General features: G+C 45.1%; 14 protein-coding genes. 5 read left to right on the forward strand and 9 right to left on the reverse strand.

What is annotated here, in order from left to right; genetic code table 11:
• Positions 1 to 66: 66 nt before the first annotated feature.
• On the forward strand, positions 67 to 219 hold the full coding sequence (locus V7R55_RS06795; RefSeq protein WP_334058492.1) for a hypothetical protein: 153 nt from the start codon (positions 67 to 69) through the stop codon (positions 217 to 219).
• Positions 220 to 226: 7 nt separating this feature from the next.
• Here V7R55_RS06795 and V7R55_RS06800 read toward each other — a convergent pair whose 3' ends face one another.
• Entirely contained in the window at positions 227 to 745 is a 519-nt protein-coding gene (locus V7R55_RS06800) for an HAD family hydrolase (protein ID WP_334058494.1), read from the reverse strand.
• Positions 746 to 1,021: 276 nt separating this feature from the next.
• Here V7R55_RS06800 and V7R55_RS06805 point away from each other — a divergent pair, with 276 nt between their 5' ends.
• Together V7R55_RS06805 and V7R55_RS06810 are read left to right on the forward strand one after the other, a co-directional pair.
• A complete protein-coding gene (locus tag V7R55_RS06805) occupies positions 1,022 to 1,915 on the forward strand; it encodes a DMT family transporter (protein WP_334058496.1) in 894 nt (297 codons plus the stop codon).
• Positions 1,916 to 2,065: 150 nt separating this feature from the next.
• Positions 2,066 to 3,865 (forward strand): diguanylate cyclase domain-containing protein, encoded by a 1,800-nt coding sequence (locus V7R55_RS06810; protein ID WP_334058498.1) that lies wholly within the window; start codon positions 2,066 to 2,068, stop codon positions 3,863 to 3,865.
• Positions 3,866 to 3,928: 63 nt separating this feature from the next.
• Here the strand turns inward: V7R55_RS06810 and V7R55_RS06815 are convergent, their stop codons facing one another.
• The 3 genes from V7R55_RS06815 to V7R55_RS06825 form a co-directional block, all read right to left on the reverse strand.
• The gene (locus V7R55_RS06815; RefSeq protein WP_334058500.1) at positions 3,929 to 5,452 is read right to left on the reverse strand and encodes a trehalase family glycosidase; all 1,524 of its coding nucleotides are present in this window, start codon (positions 5,450 to 5,452) and stop codon (positions 3,929 to 3,931) included.
• A gap of 2 nt (positions 5,453 to 5,454) precedes the next feature.
• Positions 5,455 to 6,693, reverse strand: coding sequence for an MFS transporter (locus V7R55_RS06820; RefSeq protein WP_334058502.1), 1,239 nt, complete (start codon positions 6,691 to 6,693; stop codon positions 5,455 to 5,457).
• Between the two features lie 167 nt (positions 6,694 to 6,860).
• Entirely contained in the window at positions 6,861 to 7,895 is a 1,035-nt protein-coding gene (locus tag V7R55_RS06825) for a LacI family DNA-binding transcriptional regulator (protein ID WP_014947952.1), read from the reverse strand.
• 306 nt (positions 7,896 to 8,201) lie between these two features.
• On the opposite strand from V7R55_RS06825, the gene V7R55_RS06830 reads away from it, so the two are divergent.
• On the forward strand, positions 8,202 to 10,460 hold the full coding sequence (locus V7R55_RS06830; RefSeq protein ID WP_334058504.1) for a TonB-dependent receptor: 2,259 nt from the start codon (positions 8,202 to 8,204) through the stop codon (positions 10,458 to 10,460).
• A 269-nt stretch (positions 10,461 to 10,729) separates the two neighbouring features.
• Positions 10,730 to 11,401: a haloacid dehalogenase type II gene (locus V7R55_RS06835; RefSeq protein ID WP_334058507.1), complete on the forward strand. Its 672-nt coding sequence runs from the start codon at positions 10,730 to 10,732 to the stop codon at positions 11,399 to 11,401.
• Between the two features lie 71 nt (positions 11,402 to 11,472).
• On the opposite strand, the gene V7R55_RS06840 is transcribed toward V7R55_RS06835, so the two are convergent.
• The 5 genes from V7R55_RS06840 to V7R55_RS06860 form a co-directional block, all read right to left on the reverse strand.
• Entirely contained in the window at positions 11,473 to 11,733 is a 261-nt protein-coding gene (locus V7R55_RS06840; protein ID WP_334058509.1) for a hypothetical protein, read from the reverse strand.
• Between the two features lie 433 nt (positions 11,734 to 12,166).
• Complete coding sequence (locus tag V7R55_RS06845) at positions 12,167 to 13,213, reverse strand: protein-glutamate methylesterase/protein-glutamine glutaminase (RefSeq protein WP_334058511.1); 1,047 nt, start codon at positions 13,211 to 13,213, stop codon at positions 12,167 to 12,169.
• A gap of 2 nt (positions 13,214 to 13,215) precedes the next feature.
• The gene (gene cheD, locus V7R55_RS06850) at positions 13,216 to 13,833 is read right to left on the reverse strand and encodes a chemoreceptor glutamine deamidase CheD (protein ID WP_334058514.1); all 618 of its coding nucleotides are present in this window, start codon (positions 13,831 to 13,833) and stop codon (positions 13,216 to 13,218) included.
• An 8-nt stretch (positions 13,834 to 13,841) separates the two neighbouring features.
• Positions 13,842 to 14,672 (reverse strand): CheR family methyltransferase, encoded by an 831-nt coding sequence (locus V7R55_RS06855; RefSeq protein ID WP_334058516.1) that lies wholly within the window; start codon positions 14,670 to 14,672, stop codon positions 13,842 to 13,844.
• Positions 14,672 to 17,587 carry a methyl-accepting chemotaxis protein gene (locus V7R55_RS06860; protein WP_334058518.1) on the reverse strand — a complete coding sequence of 972 codons (2,916 nt, stop codon included), beginning with the start codon at positions 17,585 to 17,587 and terminating at the stop codon, positions 14,672 to 14,674. Before V7R55_RS06860 ends, V7R55_RS06855 begins: the two co-directional genes overlap by 1 nt.
• Positions 17,588 to 17,635 lie beyond the last annotated feature (48 nt).

Here is a 17,635-nt window from a genome sequence, read left to right on the forward strand (position 1 = left end):
TGTAAAACCATTACCTTTTAGGTGCTCACATGAGCAGGACATGCTAAATAATAAATAGGAACAGACATGAATATCGAACAAAAAACAAACATGCAAGAACTTACAGAGGAAGACTATACTAAAGTATATGCGGGGATTGACACGCCATTATTAAATGAAGATTGTTACCTGATCTTGCCAATCGGTCCGATAAAACCTAAAAAACCCGATGATAGATAGGTAATCTCTAAACCAACAACCACCTCATCCCAGCATTTTCGGCGGCTTGCTGGTCGTAAATAAAGTCGCCCACATACAGGCAGTCTTCAGGTTGAAGCTGCCATGTGTTCGCCACCATTAATAAGGCTGTTGGATCAGGTTTGGCTGGGGCATCTTCGCGGGTTAGCACGTAGTCGATGGGAATGCCGTTATTGGCTACCTTAATGGCGGTGGCTTGGCGGCAGTTGCGGGTAACTATTGCCATGGGTAGTTTGTGTGCCTGCACTTTCTCTACCATGGCTTTGCCTATGGGTAACCATTTGGCATTCTGCGCATCCTCTAGTTCATGCTGCAAAATAGTGCGGTGTGCATTTGCTTTGGTTTCGGCGCAGCTAAGGGCATCAACAAAAGTCAGAATATCTTCGTCTTGTGGGCAGCCTACGTCGGCGCGCATTCGTGTAAAGTTAAGGCTAGACTCTACCAAGGTGCCGTCTAAATCGAATATCACACCTTTTATGCCGCTTAAGTTCATTTGCTCAATACTCACGGTTTTCTAGCCCTTTCACTTCAGTAATATTGTAGAGACTTCATTAACGCTCACCTAAAATAGTTCAGCGCGGTCTCGCTCCTTTTTTGGTATCAATATAATGCCACGAAATACCTTTAGCTTCTGTTACGTTTGCTTAAGGCTATGATGTTTTAGCTAAAAACCAACTTAATGATTTAAGTTTACGCCAACTACACCTTGCTTTAGCATAGCCGCTCTTTTTGGCAGACTAAACGTTGCCCTTTCTGATTTATTTATATTGTTCACAGGTAATTTATGGGTGTTTTTGCTGCGCTAGGTACAGCGCTTTGTTGGGCAATTGCCGCGCGCTTATTCCGTGGTACGGGTAACGCGTTTTCGCCGCTAACTATGAACTTTTGGAAAGGCTTAATTTCCATTGCCATTTTGGCCGTTGTGCTACTTTTCGTTCAGCCTACCGGGCTTACCACCAGCGCAGTGTTATGGCTATTGCTTAGCGGCTTAATTGGCATAGGCATTGGCGACACCTGTTTCTTTAAAGCCCTACAAAGCATTGGCGATAGCCAGGCGGTGCTGGTTGCCGAAACCCTTGCGCCTTTATTTACCGCACTTTTTGCTATGGCTTTTATTGGCGAATGGATTACTTGGCAGCAATGGGTTGGCGTTGCTGTGGTGCTATTTTCGGTGGATATGGTCATAAAGGCACGTAAACGCAGCTCTACTCACGTGTTTGCTACCAGCGGTTATTTATATGGCGTGGGCGCGGCGTTATGTCAGGCGGTTGGCGCGGTAGTCAGCCGCGACATTTTAAGCGCAGGTGACGTTGACGCGGCAAGTGCGGCATTTTTGCGATTAGTGGGTGGTATGGCCTTTGTGATTCCGCTTATAGCTTTAACGAAAACCCGCTATATGCCTGTTATCGACTATCAAAGTAGCCACGGCAAACGCATATGGCCGGCTTTTGTGTTAGCAACCCTGCTTGGTACTACTGCCGCTATCTACTTACAAATGTTTGCGTTCGCCTATGCCAAAGCCGCCGTCGTTCAAACGTTAATTGCCACCAGTGCGTTAATGTCTTTAGGAGTAGCCTGGGTACTTGGTGAAAAAGCAACGAAAGCCACCATTGCATGGTCTGCCGTTGCCTTAGTGGGCGTGGCGATTTTGGTAAGCTTTGGGTCGCCTGTGCATTAAGGATAATGTGCTTACCACTTTTTAATAGCTGCTAAGTTCAGACACAAAATACACAATAGGATGCAAAAAAGCAGTAAGATTTACGGGCTTAATATAGTAGTTATTGGCTCAAATCGATATTATAAAGAAAAAACGTAAACGCTATCTCTTATGGCTCGAAGGTTATATTTAACAGTCTTATCTTTTTTCAGCGTGTTGTTCGCGTCTTCTGCGACTCTGGCAAATACTGATGTCGATGCCGTTATCGAAAAAGTTCGCTCGCCCTCGTACGATTGCCCAAGTCAATCGTTACTGCCAGAGCTAGAACAAACGCTCACTTTAGAAAGCATCACATCCCAACAACGTTTTGCTTTGACCGTGGCCAAAGGGCAGTTTTTAATTTGTCGTGGCAAATACGAAGAAGCAGAGAAAATGCTGCTTAAAGCCATAATGCAAAACAATATTGATGAGGGCTCTTATGCGTTTGCATCGGCTATCTATCAAATTGGCTTCACTTATGACGCAAGAGAGAACCCGGCGCGCTGTGAGTACTATCAACAAGCTCAAGATTTATCTTCACCAGAACGTCACAGCGATATTTTTACCAGCTCTTCGCTAGGGCTGATTAACTATTGTTCAGAGTCTACGTCACCCGAAGTCAGGCTAGGTAAAATGTTTGGCGTGCTTAAACGCTATTCCGATAACGGTAGCCCAGGCGAACTCGCGCATATCCACAACGCTATCGGTCTTCTTTACGGTAAGTTAGAGCAGCATGCGCTAGCCGCCGAGCAGTATTTAAAAGCACATAAAATGGGCCTTTTGGTATATAAAGGCAGCAACAAGGTAAGCATTATAATTAGTGCCATCGTTTCGCTACTGAGCAGTGGTCAAACTGATAAAGCGTATCAGAGCATTCTAGAACTGGGTGTGCTGAATAGCGAAATAGACACGCCGCTTAGTAATTTTTTGTATCAATATGCGCTGTCTATCTACCATAGAAAAACGCGTGATTATAATAAACTAGCCTATACTCTTCCCGAGTTAGAGGAAGCGACTGCCAATATCTCTAGCTCCCTCGGCCAAAAACTGGTTGCTTGGCATAAAGCCGAATTATGTCTACATAACGAGGATCTCACCTGTTTAAAGCTGTATTTAACTGATATAGGTGCATTAGACAAAATCGCCATTCCAAAAGTCTTCAATACCAACCTTGACTACTTAAGTTTTAATGTTTCAATATTTTTAGCTTTAGGCGATATAGGGCGCGCAAAAGAAGCCCACAGTATCTACTCAAAAGAGGTCATTAAGCGAAGGGAGCTTACCCAAGATACCGCTTTAATTGTTGGTGCAGCTAATCTATATACACGTATATATGACCTAGAGTCAGCCATTGAAAAAGCCGAAGAACAAAGAAGGAACACTTTATATACCGCTATCGCAGCGTTCTTATTGCTTATTATTATTGCTGGCTATGTGTTACGCAAGAAGCACGTAGCGCGCAAAGCCATTGATCCAGTAACGCTTCTACTTAATGCTGATTCAGCTATTACTCGCATCAATAAACTTGAAGCGCCTAAACAAGACAGGGCTATCGCAATTGCGATATTCGACATCAGTAACCTACGTGAGATAACGCGTAAAGTGGGTTCTACGAAAAGCGATTTTGTATTGCGCAAAATTGCGCAAAATCTTCAGACCGTAACTCGGGGCAACGATATTTTAGGGCGTTTTGGGACAGACCAATTCATTTTATGCCTTCACAATATCGAAGAGCGAAGTGCACGCCAGTTCTTCGACCGAGTGCAAAGCGCGCTAGCAAATACCTTTGAGGGCGACACCACAAACGACTATATTGTGGTCGAAACTCAAATGAGCATATTTATTGGCACCGAAAAAATTACTGGGCTAAACGACATACTCGATGACATCGCCATGTCGATTGATATGGACAGTCGCACCGACAACAATTAGCTTAATAAAAACGCGCGAACTGTATTTCAGTGTCGCGCGTCAAGCTTTCACTAGCATAAGTAACTAGTTATTCAAATATGTTTGGAAGCGGGTATAAACGCCGTTTGTCCATCCGAAACCTAGCTGCACATCGTACTCGCCCCCGCCCGCCTTAATTTCCGGCTCGCAAACATTATACTTTTCAAGCAGTACACCACTTGATGCGAAGTGACTCTCAATCATTCTACAAAAACGTAGCATAATGGTTTGTGCCTGCATATCAAACCCGTAATTACGCAACCCTTCAACGGCGAAAAGTTGAAGTGGTGCCCAGCCATTTGGTGCATCCCACTGTTGCGATGTAGTGTTGGAAGTGGTTACCACTCCGCCTTCTTTCAGCAAGGTATTTATTACTATTGCGCGTACACCTTCCGCTTGTTTGTCGTTGGCGATACCAACAAACAACGGCACACACATAGCCGCTGACACGACATTGGTTTGCGTTTGTGTGGGGAAGTGATAGTCAAAATAGCCTGCCTTTTCAGCGTTAAAAAAATAGGTGTTTATTGCATTAATTCGCGCCGTAGCGGCTGTGTTAAAGCGAGCTTGCTCGACCCCTTTTGTCACGCTTGCCAGGGTTTGCTCAAGCGTTACCAGTAGAGCATTTAAATCTAATGGAATAATTTCGGTAGTACGAATACTTGCCAGTGAATCTGGATTGGCAAGCCAGCGCGAACTAAAGTCCCAACCCGACTCGCAAGCCGCGCGAACGTGCTGGTAGAACTGACTTTTATCTGCGCCAATGTGCTCTGCTGTTTCGATGTCTTCTCGATAAGACTCAGGGCGAGGCGTTGGCTCGGTGTCAAAGTAACGGTTGAGTATTGCGCCACATGGCATGGTGACGGTACGAAGTTGCGCCGCGCTTTTCTGTGATGCGCTCTCGCCCGCTCCATTCATCCAAAACTGGTATTCTTTCTTTAAGCCCCAAATAACGTACTCTTTTTGCTGGTCGCTTAGTGCGTCTTTAAGCAAGTTATAAAATAACGCCAAAATAGGAGGCTGACTGCGAGAGTAATAGTAGGCGCGATTGCCATTAGGAATGCAGCCTACTTCATTTAAAATATCTACAAAGTTCACCAACATGTTAATTGCCATGTCGGTGCGCCCCGCGTCAATTAAACCTAATGCGGTAAAATATGTATCCCAGTAATAGATTTCGCGAAAGCGTCCACCCGGCACTATGTATGGGCGGGTTAGCGCTATTAAGCTGTCTTTCTGCTCAGTGTCGGGGGTACGCGTTAGCACCTGCCACATATGTTCAATATAATCGGCTACATTTTCAAACTTGGTTTGCGATGTTGCGCTAATCATTTCTGGAATATCGAAATGGGTATTAACAAACGTAGCTAAGTCTACTGCTTCGCCGCTTTTCTCAGCATCTAAACACGCTTGTTCATAGGCCGCTAAAACGGTATTGAGATCGGTTTTAACAATAGCGTCAGAGAAGGTTTTGCTGTCTGGGAATAGCTGTGCCATTTGCACATGTTTAAACAGGTCGCTGGCAAAAAACGACAAGCTGTCGCGCCAGTTGTGTGAAGAAGAACTCATAGTTACTGCGCACCTTTAGGCGATAGAGAAGAAGACGCTCGTTTAAAGAAGAATAGGGTTACCACTAATGCACCTATTGGAATAAGCGATAGATAAAATGCTTGTTGGCCCCCTACTGCGTCGAAAATAAATCCAGTCACGATAGAACCTGTGGTTCCCCCAAGTGCCGAAAATACAACAATTAGCCCTGTCATAGGTGCATGTTGATGTTGAGGTAGCGCGCTGAGCATTACCGAGTTTAATACGGGGTAAATAGGCGCCATCATCAATCCAATTAATGGAATAAGGAACGCAGCTATTGGTGCGTCAGCCCAGCTGGCTATTGTGCTGTCAGCCACGTTTTCGGCAAGCGGTAAGCTTAGTAGCATTACCGCAGCCATACCCGCCAAACAAATATTTAAGAAGGGATACCAGTTCATTCGCGTAAGTACTGCGCCCGCAGTTAAGCGCCCAACGGCCAGCGCTATCGCAAAGATACTGGTTATTTGAATGCTGACTTGAGTAGGTAAGCCCAGCACCTCTTTGTTAAAAGTTGGCAGCCACGAACCTATGCCCTGCTCAATTAACACGTATAAGAAAATAGAGAAGATAAACACCAGCACTAACGGCTTATAGGCCAATTTCAGCATGCTGAAGAACTCGCTTGCAAGGCCTTCTGATTGCGCTTTTTCCACAGGTTTGATAGGAGCCAATGCCACAACAATTAACGTAAAACCAACCAGCGCAGCTAGTAAGTAGTAAACGTTCAGCCAAGATAAAGAAGCATCGTTATTGGGGTCGATAAACCCAGCGAACACCCAGTAGCCAGACAACACGCCCAACATAAAAATACCTTCAATGGTGTTCATTAACGATGAGTGCGCTTTAGTGGTAGACGACAGCTGGCCAATAATGGCGTACACCGACACTTTCACTAGCGCAAATGCAGTACCTATGCAGGCAAACAACACTTTAATGAACCAGAAACTTGCGATAGAAGGCGTCAGCGCACAGGCAACGGCCACTAATGCTAACCCAAGTAACATTGAAAGCTTGTAGCCAACTCTTGGAATGAAGCTGGCCACTAGGAACGAGACAACAGCAATAGAAAGATCTTTAAAGCCTTCTAGTGTGCTTGCTTCTGGCTTACTAATGTCGAAGCTATTGATCGATTGCAGAATAACAGTACCCACACTGTTAAGTAGTATGGCAAATACGTAGTAGCTAATGGCAATGGCTGCAATGACCATGAATCGGGACATGTGTAAACACTCTGTTAACTGAATTATGCAGGAGTGTAGTCGTAAGAAAATAAAAATGCAAACGTTTGCAAGGCGCTATTATTTTTTCGTTAGTGCTTAATATCGACACCCTGTTACCGTTAAATAATAGCGTTTATGCGTTAAAAATCTGATAAAAAAGCGAAATGTTAGTCGCTGTGCTGCGTAGAGCGACGGGCAATTAAGGTTGTTTCCACTACCTGGCTTTCTGTAGGTTTGTTTTCAAACTGGTTTAATAGCTGCGTAACCATCTCTATTGCGGCTTGTTGAGTATTCTGACGCACCGTTGTCAACGACGGGTGCATAAGTTCAGCTAAAGAAATATCGTCGTAACCCACAATGCCTACATCGCTTGGAATACCTACGTAGCGCTCTTTTAGTGCTTTTAACGCGCCTAATGCCACCATGTCACTTACACAAACGATCCCATCGAAATCTAACCCATTCGCCTTTATACGCTCGTTAATGTATTGGTATGCTGCTTTCGACGTAATATCGATGGCGCAGGTGCACTGCGTGTCTATTGGCACATTCGCATCGCGGTGGGCTTGCGAATATCCTTTGTGACGTTCCTGCATTTCCGCGTGTTCAGAGTCTCCAAGAAACAAGATGCGTTTGGCGCCGTGGCTCAGCAAATGCTGGGTTGCCGTATAGCCACCCAGATAGTTGTCGCCGCCAATAATGGGATATGGCGCGTCTGTTTTTGCATCGCCCCACACTACAATGGGAATGCCCGACTGTGCTGCTCGATCGATTTTGGCCGTGGATTTTCCTTGCCCAATGACAATAATGCCGTCGGCGCGTTGGCTGCGAATAAAGTAGTTCGCCCAGTCGTCAGATGCCATAAATGAGTTAGACAGCAGTAGCTCGTAGCCTTTGGCATTTAGCGCTTGATTTAGCTCTCCCACCAGCTTAAGCAGGAATGGGTCTGTGGTGCTTTGTTCGGTGTTGTCGATTAGATTTAAAATCACCGCTATCACGTGAGTTTTCTGCGTTCTTAAGCGGCTAGCGGCCGCGTTAATACTAAAATTGTGCTCTTTAGCTAGTGCCTGAATTCTGCTTCGGGTTTCCTGCTTAATAAGCGGGTTGTCTTTCAGTGCCCGAGATGCTGTCGATGTTGATACACCAGCAATATCAGCCAGCTTCGCTAAGGTGAGTTTTGTTTCAGAAACCAATGTGACCATTCTCTAATAATTTTCGGTATACCGGGTTACCCGTGATAGCACCACCAAATATAAGCGTAAAACCGCTACCTAAACCGGATAAATCGTCGACTCTACAGCCGAATTCACAATATAGCGCGAATCGTCTTGGCGTAAAACCATGTTAACAATAATAAACAAAAAATTTGCAAACGATTGCATTTTATCCTTGCAATCGTTTGCAAACAGATCTATTTTGTTTCGCAATCGTGATGCGTATAACAATTCTTAAACCTTTTTAACGCATTCAGTTAACAACGCAATAGAACATTTTCGGGAGCACACACCATGAAAACGTTGTTTACAAAAGGAATGCTGGCGAGTGCAGTAGCGGTAGCACTAACGCAGCCTGCCATGGCACAAGAAGACGTAAAACAACAAGCGAAAGACAACGCAGAGATCATTGTTGTCAGCGGTACGCCAGGCGGCGCAGGGATTAGAAAGATTGACGCGAGCTTTGCGGTAACCAACATCGACGCTAGCGACATTGAAAAATTAGCACCTAAGTCTACGGCCGATTTGTTTAAGGCCATTCCAGGTGTTTGGGTTGAAAGTTCAGGCGGTGAGTCGGGCGCGAACGTATTTGTACGTGGTTTCCCAGGTGGTGGCGATGCGCCGTTCCTAACGATTGCGCTTGAGAACTCTCCTATCTACCCTGCGCCTACGCTATCTTTCCTTGAGAACTCTCAGCTGTTTCGCATAGACGATACAATTGAAATGGTTGAAGGTTTACGCGGTGGTCCAAACCCAGTAGTAAGCAACGGTCAACCAGGTCTTACAACAAACTTCCGCCTTAAACGTGGTGGCGAGTCGACAGAAGCGTCAGCGAAGTACACTATCTCTGACTACGGCCTTAACCGCATTGACGTGGTTGCAAGCGGCGCACTAGATGACGACTTGTACTACATGGTAGGTGGTTACATTAAGAGCTCAGAAGGCATTCGTGATGCAGGTTTTAACTCTGAGCAAGGTAATCAGTTTACCGTTAACATAACCAAAGTGTTCGATAAAGGCGAGCTTAACCTGTACACCCGTCAAACAGATGACCGCGGTACATGGTACCTACCAACACCTTTAAACGTTGAAGGTATCGACGCAAACTATACGCAAATTGGTCCATTGAATCGCCAAGGCACCATTACGTACGGCCCTAATGATACCACTGAGTCATTCGACTTCGGCGAAGGTCGTGGTTGGGACGGTCACGTAAGTGGCGGTAGCATTAAGCTTGACCTAGGTAACGACTGGCAGCTAGTTGACCGCTTTAACCTTACAAAAGGTGAAGCCAACACGTTTGGGCTTGTGCCCAGTGGCTCTGCGACGACTGTTGCAAATGTCGCCGATAACGGCGAGTCTGCCACTGGTGCAGTAACTGGCACAGTGTATGACGGTGATACGCCTATTCAACAAATTGGCCGCTGGGTTGTGCTCAAAGATATTGAAGCTTTCACTAACGACCTTGCTGTATCGAAAAGCTGGGAAGATTTCGACACATCATTTGGTATTTACAGTGCATCAACCAAAGCCAATGACTGGTGGAGCATAGGTAACACGGCTTATCACGTACTGCAGTCGGGCGGCGAACTACTCGAGGGTATCGAATGTAATAACGATGCACAAGGCTGTGACTTTAACTACGACATCAGCTCTGTGGGTGACGCGAGTACTTTTGCACTTTATGCCACAGGTACATGGTATGCCACTTCAGACTTGAGCATCGACTTAGGGCTACGCCGTGAAAATCACGAAGTGAACTATTCGGTAGATGAAGATCTTGACGGAAAAATAACTAAAGCGCTTGAGTACGACGAAACCAAAACGTCGTGGACAGTCGGCGCAAACTACGCGCTTAATGACACCAGCGGTGTATTCGTTCGCATGAACCGAGGCTATAAAATGCCTTATTTCGACGACTTCAGAGACAACTGGGGTGCCTACACTGGCGGTAACGACTTGATTCAAGAAGTCACACAAGCCGAGTTTGGCTATAAGTACATGAATGACAGTATTCAATTTTTTGCTACCGCTTTTGCCAATGAAGTCGAAGGCGACACTTTTGTCCGTCGTCCTGGCGCGCCAGCTGAAATACTGACTAACGAAGCTTACGGTCTAGAGCTAGATGGTCGCTATAGCCACGATTCAGGCTTCTCATTGAGCGTGAACGGAACGATTCAGGAGACTGAAATTACTGCCAGCGCCACCAACGAAGGCAATGAAGCGCAGCGTCAGCCTGGCTGGCAGGTTCGTGTTACACCAAGCTATGCGTTTGATATCGCTGATATGTACGCCACCGTATACGGTACATTTTCAGCCGTTGATGATCGCTTCGGCAACAACGAAAACACGGTTGTACTTGAGGGATACGAGAAAATTGATGTGGGTCTAACACTAGAGCCAACGGATTCACTTCGCCTGCAGTTCTCTGTTGATAACCTAACCGACGAACAAGGTATTACTGAAGGCGATCCGCGTAATCCAGAGTCGCCTAACGGCCGCTACATTATGCCTCGAAGCATGAAGCTAAGCGTTTCCTATTTGTTCTTCTAAGAACATAGGGTTGAGAAACACAAGAAGAAGCCGGCCTATGTGTCGGCTTTTTATCACCAGCGCTTTCCAGCAAATTCACCTCTGTTCTGTGTCTTTTCACATTAAGCTATTATATTACTAACCTCCCCTCTACCCTACTTAACGCCAGCCCATCGACATTGGTCGTATAGGGCTTTAGTAAAACCAATTCTGTTTTACAGTGGTATAAGCAACAGGCGCGTTAGGACAACGCGCTACGTTTTTTGTCATTAATAATAGGAAGGTGAATTGTGACGCCAAGGGTTATTTTTTTCGATATTAATGAAACACTTTTAGACATGCAGGCTATTAAAATAGGCTTAGCATCAGTACTAGATGGTGATGAGACACTAGTCGACTTATGGTTTGCTAACCTATTACATCACAGTTTAGTGGATGTTGCGTCTGGACAGTTTCACGATTTTATTGATATTGGAGCCGCAGCACTTACCATGGTAGCTCACAGTAAGGATATCTCTGTTGATGAGGCTACCGCAAAAGATACCATCAAACAGCATATTACCCGATTGCCAGCGCACGACGATGTTGTTCCTACTTTAAAGGCGCTTCAAAGTGCAGGTGTTACCTTGGTGGCACTTTCAAATTCATCAAAAGCCGGGCTGGATGCGCAACTGGAATACGCTAATATAACGTCGTATTTCTCTCATGTATTAAGCGTGGAAAGCGTGCGAACTTACAAGCCTCATGCAGCGGTTTATCACTGGGCCTGCCAACAGGCTAATGTCAAGAATGAAGACGCCATGATGGTAGCAGCCCATGGCTGGGACGTAAGCGGCGCTAAGGCGACAGGTATGCAAACTACATTTGTAGAACGTTCGGGCAAAATGCCGTATCCATTAGGGCTAGCACCCGATTACAGTATTGCTTCGCTTAATGAATTAATACGCATTGTGACAAACTAACTTTATTTACTTTAAAAACAAAAAAAGTCTTACCAAAGTAAGACTTTTTCTTTTCTAAACACCCATCAATATTAAAGCTTTGCTAACTCTGGCTGGTTGGCTTTAAAACCTTTTGTGCTGCATGAATTGCGTTTAGTTTCTAGTGCACTCAACTGACGCTTAAGCCATGACTTTTGAATACCAGACGTTGCTACGTCCATTTCAGTGCTTACGCGAGTGATTTCTTTACCGACGTTGACGCATGCTTTCTTGTTCGGCTCAAAACCGCCATTTGCTAAAACAGAAGAAGAAAACATTAAGGCAGATAGTGCAATTAGCGTTTGCTGTTTCATAAGAGTCCCCAACTACTCGTAATTATCCCGGGTTAGTGTCATACCGTAAGAATGAGCATATATTTGCTCTCAAATCTGTAAGGAATATAGCAGGCCTTTTTTTGTTAATAGGTACAACAAAATATACGCAGTAATAAAACCTTAAATACTTTGCCTTCCCCACCACACATAAACTATTGTCTTTTATGATTATTATGACGACAACAAGTTACATTACTATTCCATTTACGTATCGATTTATATATTTTTACGCACTTCCAAGTAGGCCTATCCATAGTATCGGCTTCAGCAACAGCATTCTGAAGCAGCATTACCTACTCGTTAAGTTTCGCTATTAAAACACCTAAGCTTTTTTGTAACAAGAAAAGCAATAACAATCTTTTTACAGTTTTTAGGACAGAAATTGCATTTTGTAAGTATTTACTCACTATACCTATAAGCGACTACCAGCTGAGAGCTTTTCTACAGTCTGCATAACCGCTTTACCCATATCATCTAAGCTTAATATATGACTTGCTGCTCCCTTTTCGATGGCTACCTTTGGCATTCCAAAAACTATACAACTCGCTTCATCCTGACAGAAGGTCTCACAGCCAGCGTTGAATAACTCATGAAGACCGATAGCACCGTCACTCCCCATCCCCGTTAACAATACGCCTATCGCGTTGTTACCGGCGCTTTTGCATAGCGAATTAAACAACACATCGACAGAGGGCTTATGACCGGATACTCTCGGGCCATCAGTAAGCCTAATACGGTAATCAGCCCCACTTCTTTCAATTTCCATGTGCTTATCGCCTGGCGCTAAGTACGCTTGTCCAGGAAGCAAGCGCTCGCCTCCCTTCGCTTCTTTCACCTGCATTTGACATACAGAATCTAACCGCCTTGCATAGGTAGAAGTGAAGCCCGCCGGCATGTGCTGAGTTATAACCGTTGCAGGGGCGTTTGCTGGGAAAGTTCGCAGCACTTCTTTTATGGCTTCAGTGCCGCCAGTCGAGGCGCCTATCGCAATAAGCTTTTCTGTTCCCGAGTAACTCACCTTATTGACGGAAGATACCTTAGCTGGCGAGGCTTTTTTTACTTTTGAACGTGCGGCCGTTCGAATTTTGTCAACGATTAACTCGTGGTATTCTGCCATACCTTGAGCTACACCGATTTTTGGTTTAGCAACAAAATCAATCGCACCTAACTCCAGCGATCGCAAGGTGGCTTCCGCCCCCTTTTCTGTCAGCGTAGAAATCATAACCACAGGTGTTGGTCTAGCATTCATAAGCACTTCGAGAAAACGCAGACCATCCACTTTTGGCATTTCGATATCTAATGTTATGACATCGGGACATTTCTCAAGCACTAGCTTTTTCGCTACAAACGCATCTGGTGCTGCGCCTACCAGCGTCATGTCTGGCTCACTCTTTATGATTTCACTGAGTATTTGGCGAATAAGCGCTGAATCATCTACCACTAATACTTTTATTGTCATGACTAGTCCTCAAATAAATCTACGCTGCCACTTGGCGTTTGCTTCGATAACTCCCAGCGATGCTGACTTTCCCGCTCGATAATTGTTGCATTGTTAAGCTCGTGAATACGCTTCATCATCACGTGGCCGCTGCGTGGAAAGAAATACACCTTTCGCGCATAAACGTCGCACAAATCACTGGCTAAAATAGGTATACCTTCGGTTTCTAAAAACTGAGTTACAAACTCGGCATTAAACCTACCTACATCGTTTTGAACAAAAGACGGCACGACTTTCCCGCCTCCGAAAACTTTTGCTTGCAGTCGGTTCTTTTTTGCCCCTACTTTTACAAGCTCATTAATCAAAATTTCCATGGCATGAACCCCGTATTTTGCTGCCATTCCCTGAATCTGTACAAATTCGCCGGCCGACTTATTAACGGTGGGCAACATGAAGTGATTCATACCACCAGCCCCTGTAATGGGATCGAACAGACACGCCGCTACGCAAGAACCGAGTACAGTAACCAGCATTTTGTCTTTTGACGTAACAAAATACTGGCCGGGTAACAGTTTGACCGCTTCTGTAGAAAAACGCTTGTCGTAGTAAGTTATGGGCAGTTCAAAATTGGGGGTCGCCACGATATCTCCTAATCGACGGGGCGATAAATGGTTTTCCCCACCGGTCTCACAAGGTTAGTATACATATTGAAGTTTTCAGAATGCCCAGCCATATAAAGTCCAGATGGCTTTAACATACCCACCATTTTCTGTAGTACTTTGAGCTGCGTTGGTTTGTCGAAGTAGATCATCACATTACGGCAAAATATGACGTCTAGCGGACCCTTAACATCCCATTTTGCATCGGTAAGATTCAGCTTTTTGAACTGCACCATATTACGCAGTTCATCGACCACTTTTACTTTTCCTTCGTTGGTGCCTTTGCCTTTGTGAAAGAACTGCTTTTGTCTGTGATGAGGTATTTTCGCTATCGATGCTAAAGGGTAAACACCGGCTCTGGCCTTAGCTAGCACTTTGCTGTCTATGTCTGAGGCAATAATCTTGACCGGTGTTTTAAAACTTCCAAACGCTTCAGCCACTACCATCGCGATTGAATATGGCTCTTCACCAGTAGAGCTGGCAGCACACCAAATGTTGGTAACATTATGCTGTCTTAGGTAATCGGCCAACGCGGTAAAATGGTGCGGCTCGCGAAAGAAAGACGTAAGGTTCGTGGTTAGTGCATTGATAAATTGCTCTAATTCTGACTCCGATTTGTTCACTAAAGCGAGATATTCATTAAAACTGCGCAAATTTCTCGCCCTAATCCTACGCGCTAGCCTACTGTAGACCATTGCCTCTTTTGCGTCAGATAAGTTTATTCCTGCTTTTTTGAACAACATTTGCTGCACGTTTTTGAAGTCCGCCTTTTCAAAGGCGAACTCCCTGGTGCTATCTTTTGTTGAAACAGCCACCGTCATTAGAATGACTCCCACTCTGCTTCGTCAGGCATAGCCGGTGTTAGCGCCTTCGCTTGAGACGCTCGCTGAGCTGGTCCTGCAGATAAGCGTTGCGGCTGTCGAAAATCTCCGTGGGTGAGGGCCGCGACATGCTGCTGGTCACTGCTTAGCCCTTTTCCTACTTCAAATACTGAGACCCGTTCATTCAATTGCAGTGATTGCTGTTGAAGACTATCGGCCGCAGCTGCAGCTTCTTCCACTAGCGCAGCGTTCTGCTGGGTCATTTCATCCATCTGAACTACGGCTTTACTGACTTCCTCTATCCCCGCAGCTTGCTCTGCAGACGCCGCTGCAATTTCAGACATAATGTCATTAACTCGTTTGATTGAGGTCACAACTTCTGCCATGGTATCGCCTGACTTGACTACTAACTCGTTACCGCTGGCAATTTTGCTGACCGAATCAGAGATGAGTTCTTTAATGTCTTTCGCAGCTTCAGCAGAGCGCTGCGCTAGGTTGCGCACTTCAGAGGCTACAACCGCAAACCCACGCCCCTGCTCTCCGGCTCGCGCTGCTTCAACCGCAGCATTTAATGCCAGTATGTTAGTTTGAAAGGCAATCCCGTCAATAACGCCAATAATGTCTGATATCTCTTGGGCAGAATCATTAATCTGCGTCATGGTATCCACTACTTCGCCGATGACCTCCCCTCCTTGAGACGCTATTTTGCTCGCCTGCGCAGCAAGAGAGTTTGCCTGCTCGGCGTTTTCGGCGTTTAGCTTCACGGTGCCAGTTAACTCTTCCATACTCGACGCGGTTTCTTCAAGGCTTGACGCTTGTTGCTCTGTGCGACTCGATAAGTCGGCATTACCCGTTGCTATCTCGCCTGAAGCTACATTAATAGTCTCTACCGCTTCGTTAATATTGGTGATCGTGCCGCGCATTTCATTGATAAATTGATTTATTGCTTCGCCTAAGACAGCAAAGTCGCCATCTAATGCATGGTCGATATTAACGGTTAAATCACCCTCTGTAAGCTTAGTCATTACGTGCTTAATTTCATCAACTGCCTGAGTTCGACCTGTAATGTCCGTAGCGAATTTCACTACGCGGAAGGGCTTACCGTTGTGATCTAAGATGGGGTTATATGTCGCTTGAATAAAAATTTCTTTGCCGTTTTTGCCAACTCTGCAGTACTCACCAGAAGAGTAGGTGCCACTGCGCAACGCATCCCAAAATGCCGCATACTCAGGGCTAGCACGATATGACGGTTCGACAAACATGCTGTGGTGCTTACCTTTAATTTCTTCTAGGGTGTAGCCCACCGTATTTAAAAAGTTTTCATTGGCATCTTGGATAATGCCGTCCATATTGAATTCTATGACCGCTTGAGACTTTCCGATGGCCGCCAACTGCCCTTCAAAATAGGCATTTTTCACTTTTTGTTCGGTAATATTGCTCGCGTATTTGACCACTTTTACAACGTTACCACTCATGTCTAAAATGGGGTTGTAGGTTGCTTGAATCCATACATCTGAACCATCTTTGGCAACACGATGAAATTCACCAGAATAAAACTGACCTTCAGCCAACTTCTTCCAAAAAGTGCGATATTCCTCAGATTCACGTTCCTGTTTAGTGACAAAAATTCTGTGGTGCTTTCCTTGGATCTCGTCTAGTGCATACCCAACCGTGGCCAAGAAATTATCGTTTGCGGTCGCGATGTTACCGTTGGGGTCAAATTCGATGACTGCTTGAGATTTACTGATTGCATCTATCTGACCTGTGTTAAATGCATTCTGCAGTTTTTGTTCAGTGACATCGGATGCGTACTTCACCACTTTCTGGGGCTGGCCGAACTCGTCAAAAATAGGGTTGTAAGACGCCTGGATCCAAAGCTCGCTACCGTCTTTTTTTACCCGCTTAAACTCGCCAGACTTAAATTCACCCTTTTTCAAGTCACGCCAAAATGCCGAATATTCAGGGCTCATTTTGTAATTGGGCTCAACAAACATACTATGATGTTGCCCCTTTATCTCACTTAAGTCATAACCCGTTGTATTACAGAAGTTTTCGTTGGCGTGTTGGATTACCCCTTCTAGGTCAAACTCGATAACAGCTAACGATTTATCGATGGCGTTAATCTGACCTTCATAATCTGCGTTCTTACGCTTTTGCGCTGTGATGTCGGTAGCAAATTTAACAACGCGTACAATATTGCCTAATTTGTCATAGATAGGGTTGTAAGAAGCTTGGATCCAAATTTTGTCGCCGTTTTTTGCTACGCGGCAATATTCACCGCTACTGCGTTCGCCATTTCTCAGCCCTTCCCAAAAATGACTGTATTCTTCAGACACGCCATAATCTGGCAGTACAAACAATCGATGATGCTTACCGACAATGTCCTCTTTTGAATAACCTGTTACTTTGAGAAAGTTGTCGTTAGCATCTTCAACAATGCCATCTGGAGTAAACGAGATTATGGCTTGGCAACGGTCGAGCCCCTCGAGTAAGCCAGATTTATGCTGCAACTCTTGGTCGTTTATCCATTCCACCATAGTGCCAAGTTTTTCGCCCTCAACACTTTTAATTGTGGTGAGCCTTAATGTAAACAACAGGTTGTCTACCGGCAGTAAAAAGCTGTCGCTACTATTGCAGGTGTTGTAACGCTGACTTAATTCCCTGTTATTTGCGAAGAAGCCTGCAATCGAAGTGCCGGTAAAATTTTGTAGGTCGATGTTTGGAAGCGAGTGTGAAAACTGCGCTCCATATTCTGCCGCAAGCTGTTTGAAGGCTTTATTAGCAAACGTTATTGTGCCTTCTGCATCGACCAACATTAAGCAAGCACTACTTTCACTTAACGCCTGTTCTTGAAAGCGTGAAAGACTTTGCGCAGCCACCAATTCTTCATTGTGAAATATATTAAAAACACCCATAGCATCACCTATTTTCTGTAGCGCTACGTGTTTGAAGCGCTGAATAAA

The sequence above is a fragment of the Alteromonas sp. S005 genome, from assembly GCF_036864475.1.
Taxonomy (GTDB): domain Bacteria; phylum Pseudomonadota; class Gammaproteobacteria; order Enterobacterales; family Alteromonadaceae; genus Alteromonas.

What these genes read in the sequence shown, in the direction of transcription:
- V7R55_RS06810 (WP_334058498.1), top strand. Translation starts at nt 2,066, where the DNA reads ATGGCTCGAAGGTTATATTTAACAGTCTTATCTTTTTTCAGCGTGTTG.
- V7R55_RS06830 (WP_334058504.1), top strand. Translation starts at nt 8,202, where the DNA reads ATGAAAACGTTGTTTACAAAAGGAATGCTGGCGAGTGCAGTAGCGGTA.
- V7R55_RS06815 (WP_334058500.1), bottom strand. Translation starts at nt 5,452, where the DNA reads ATGAGTTCTTCTTCACACAACTGGCGCGACAGCTTGTCGTTTTTTGCC.
- V7R55_RS06855 (WP_334058516.1), bottom strand. Translation starts at nt 14,672, where the DNA reads ATGACGGTGGCTGTTTCAACAAAAGATAGCACCAGGGAGTTCGCCTTT.
- V7R55_RS06860 (WP_334058518.1), bottom strand. Translation starts at nt 17,587, where the DNA reads ATGGGTGTTTTTAATATATTTCACAATGAAGAATTGGTGGCTGCGCAA.
- V7R55_RS06820 (WP_334058502.1), bottom strand. Translation starts at nt 6,693, where the DNA reads ATGTCCCGATTCATGGTCATTGCAGCCATTGCCATTAGCTACTACGTA.
- V7R55_RS06795 (WP_334058492.1), top strand. Translation starts at nt 67, where the DNA reads ATGAATATCGAACAAAAAACAAACATGCAAGAACTTACAGAGGAAGAC.
- V7R55_RS06805 (WP_334058496.1), top strand. Translation starts at nt 1,022, where the DNA reads ATGGGTGTTTTTGCTGCGCTAGGTACAGCGCTTTGTTGGGCAATTGCC.
- V7R55_RS06840 (WP_334058509.1), bottom strand. Translation starts at nt 11,733, where the DNA reads ATGAAACAGCAAACGCTAATTGCACTATCTGCCTTAATGTTTTCTTCT.
- V7R55_RS06825 (WP_014947952.1), bottom strand. Translation starts at nt 7,895, where the DNA reads ATGGTCACATTGGTTTCTGAAACAAAACTCACCTTAGCGAAGCTGGCT.
- V7R55_RS06845 (WP_334058511.1), bottom strand. Translation starts at nt 13,213, where the DNA reads ATGACAATAAAAGTATTAGTGGTAGATGATTCAGCGCTTATTCGCCAA.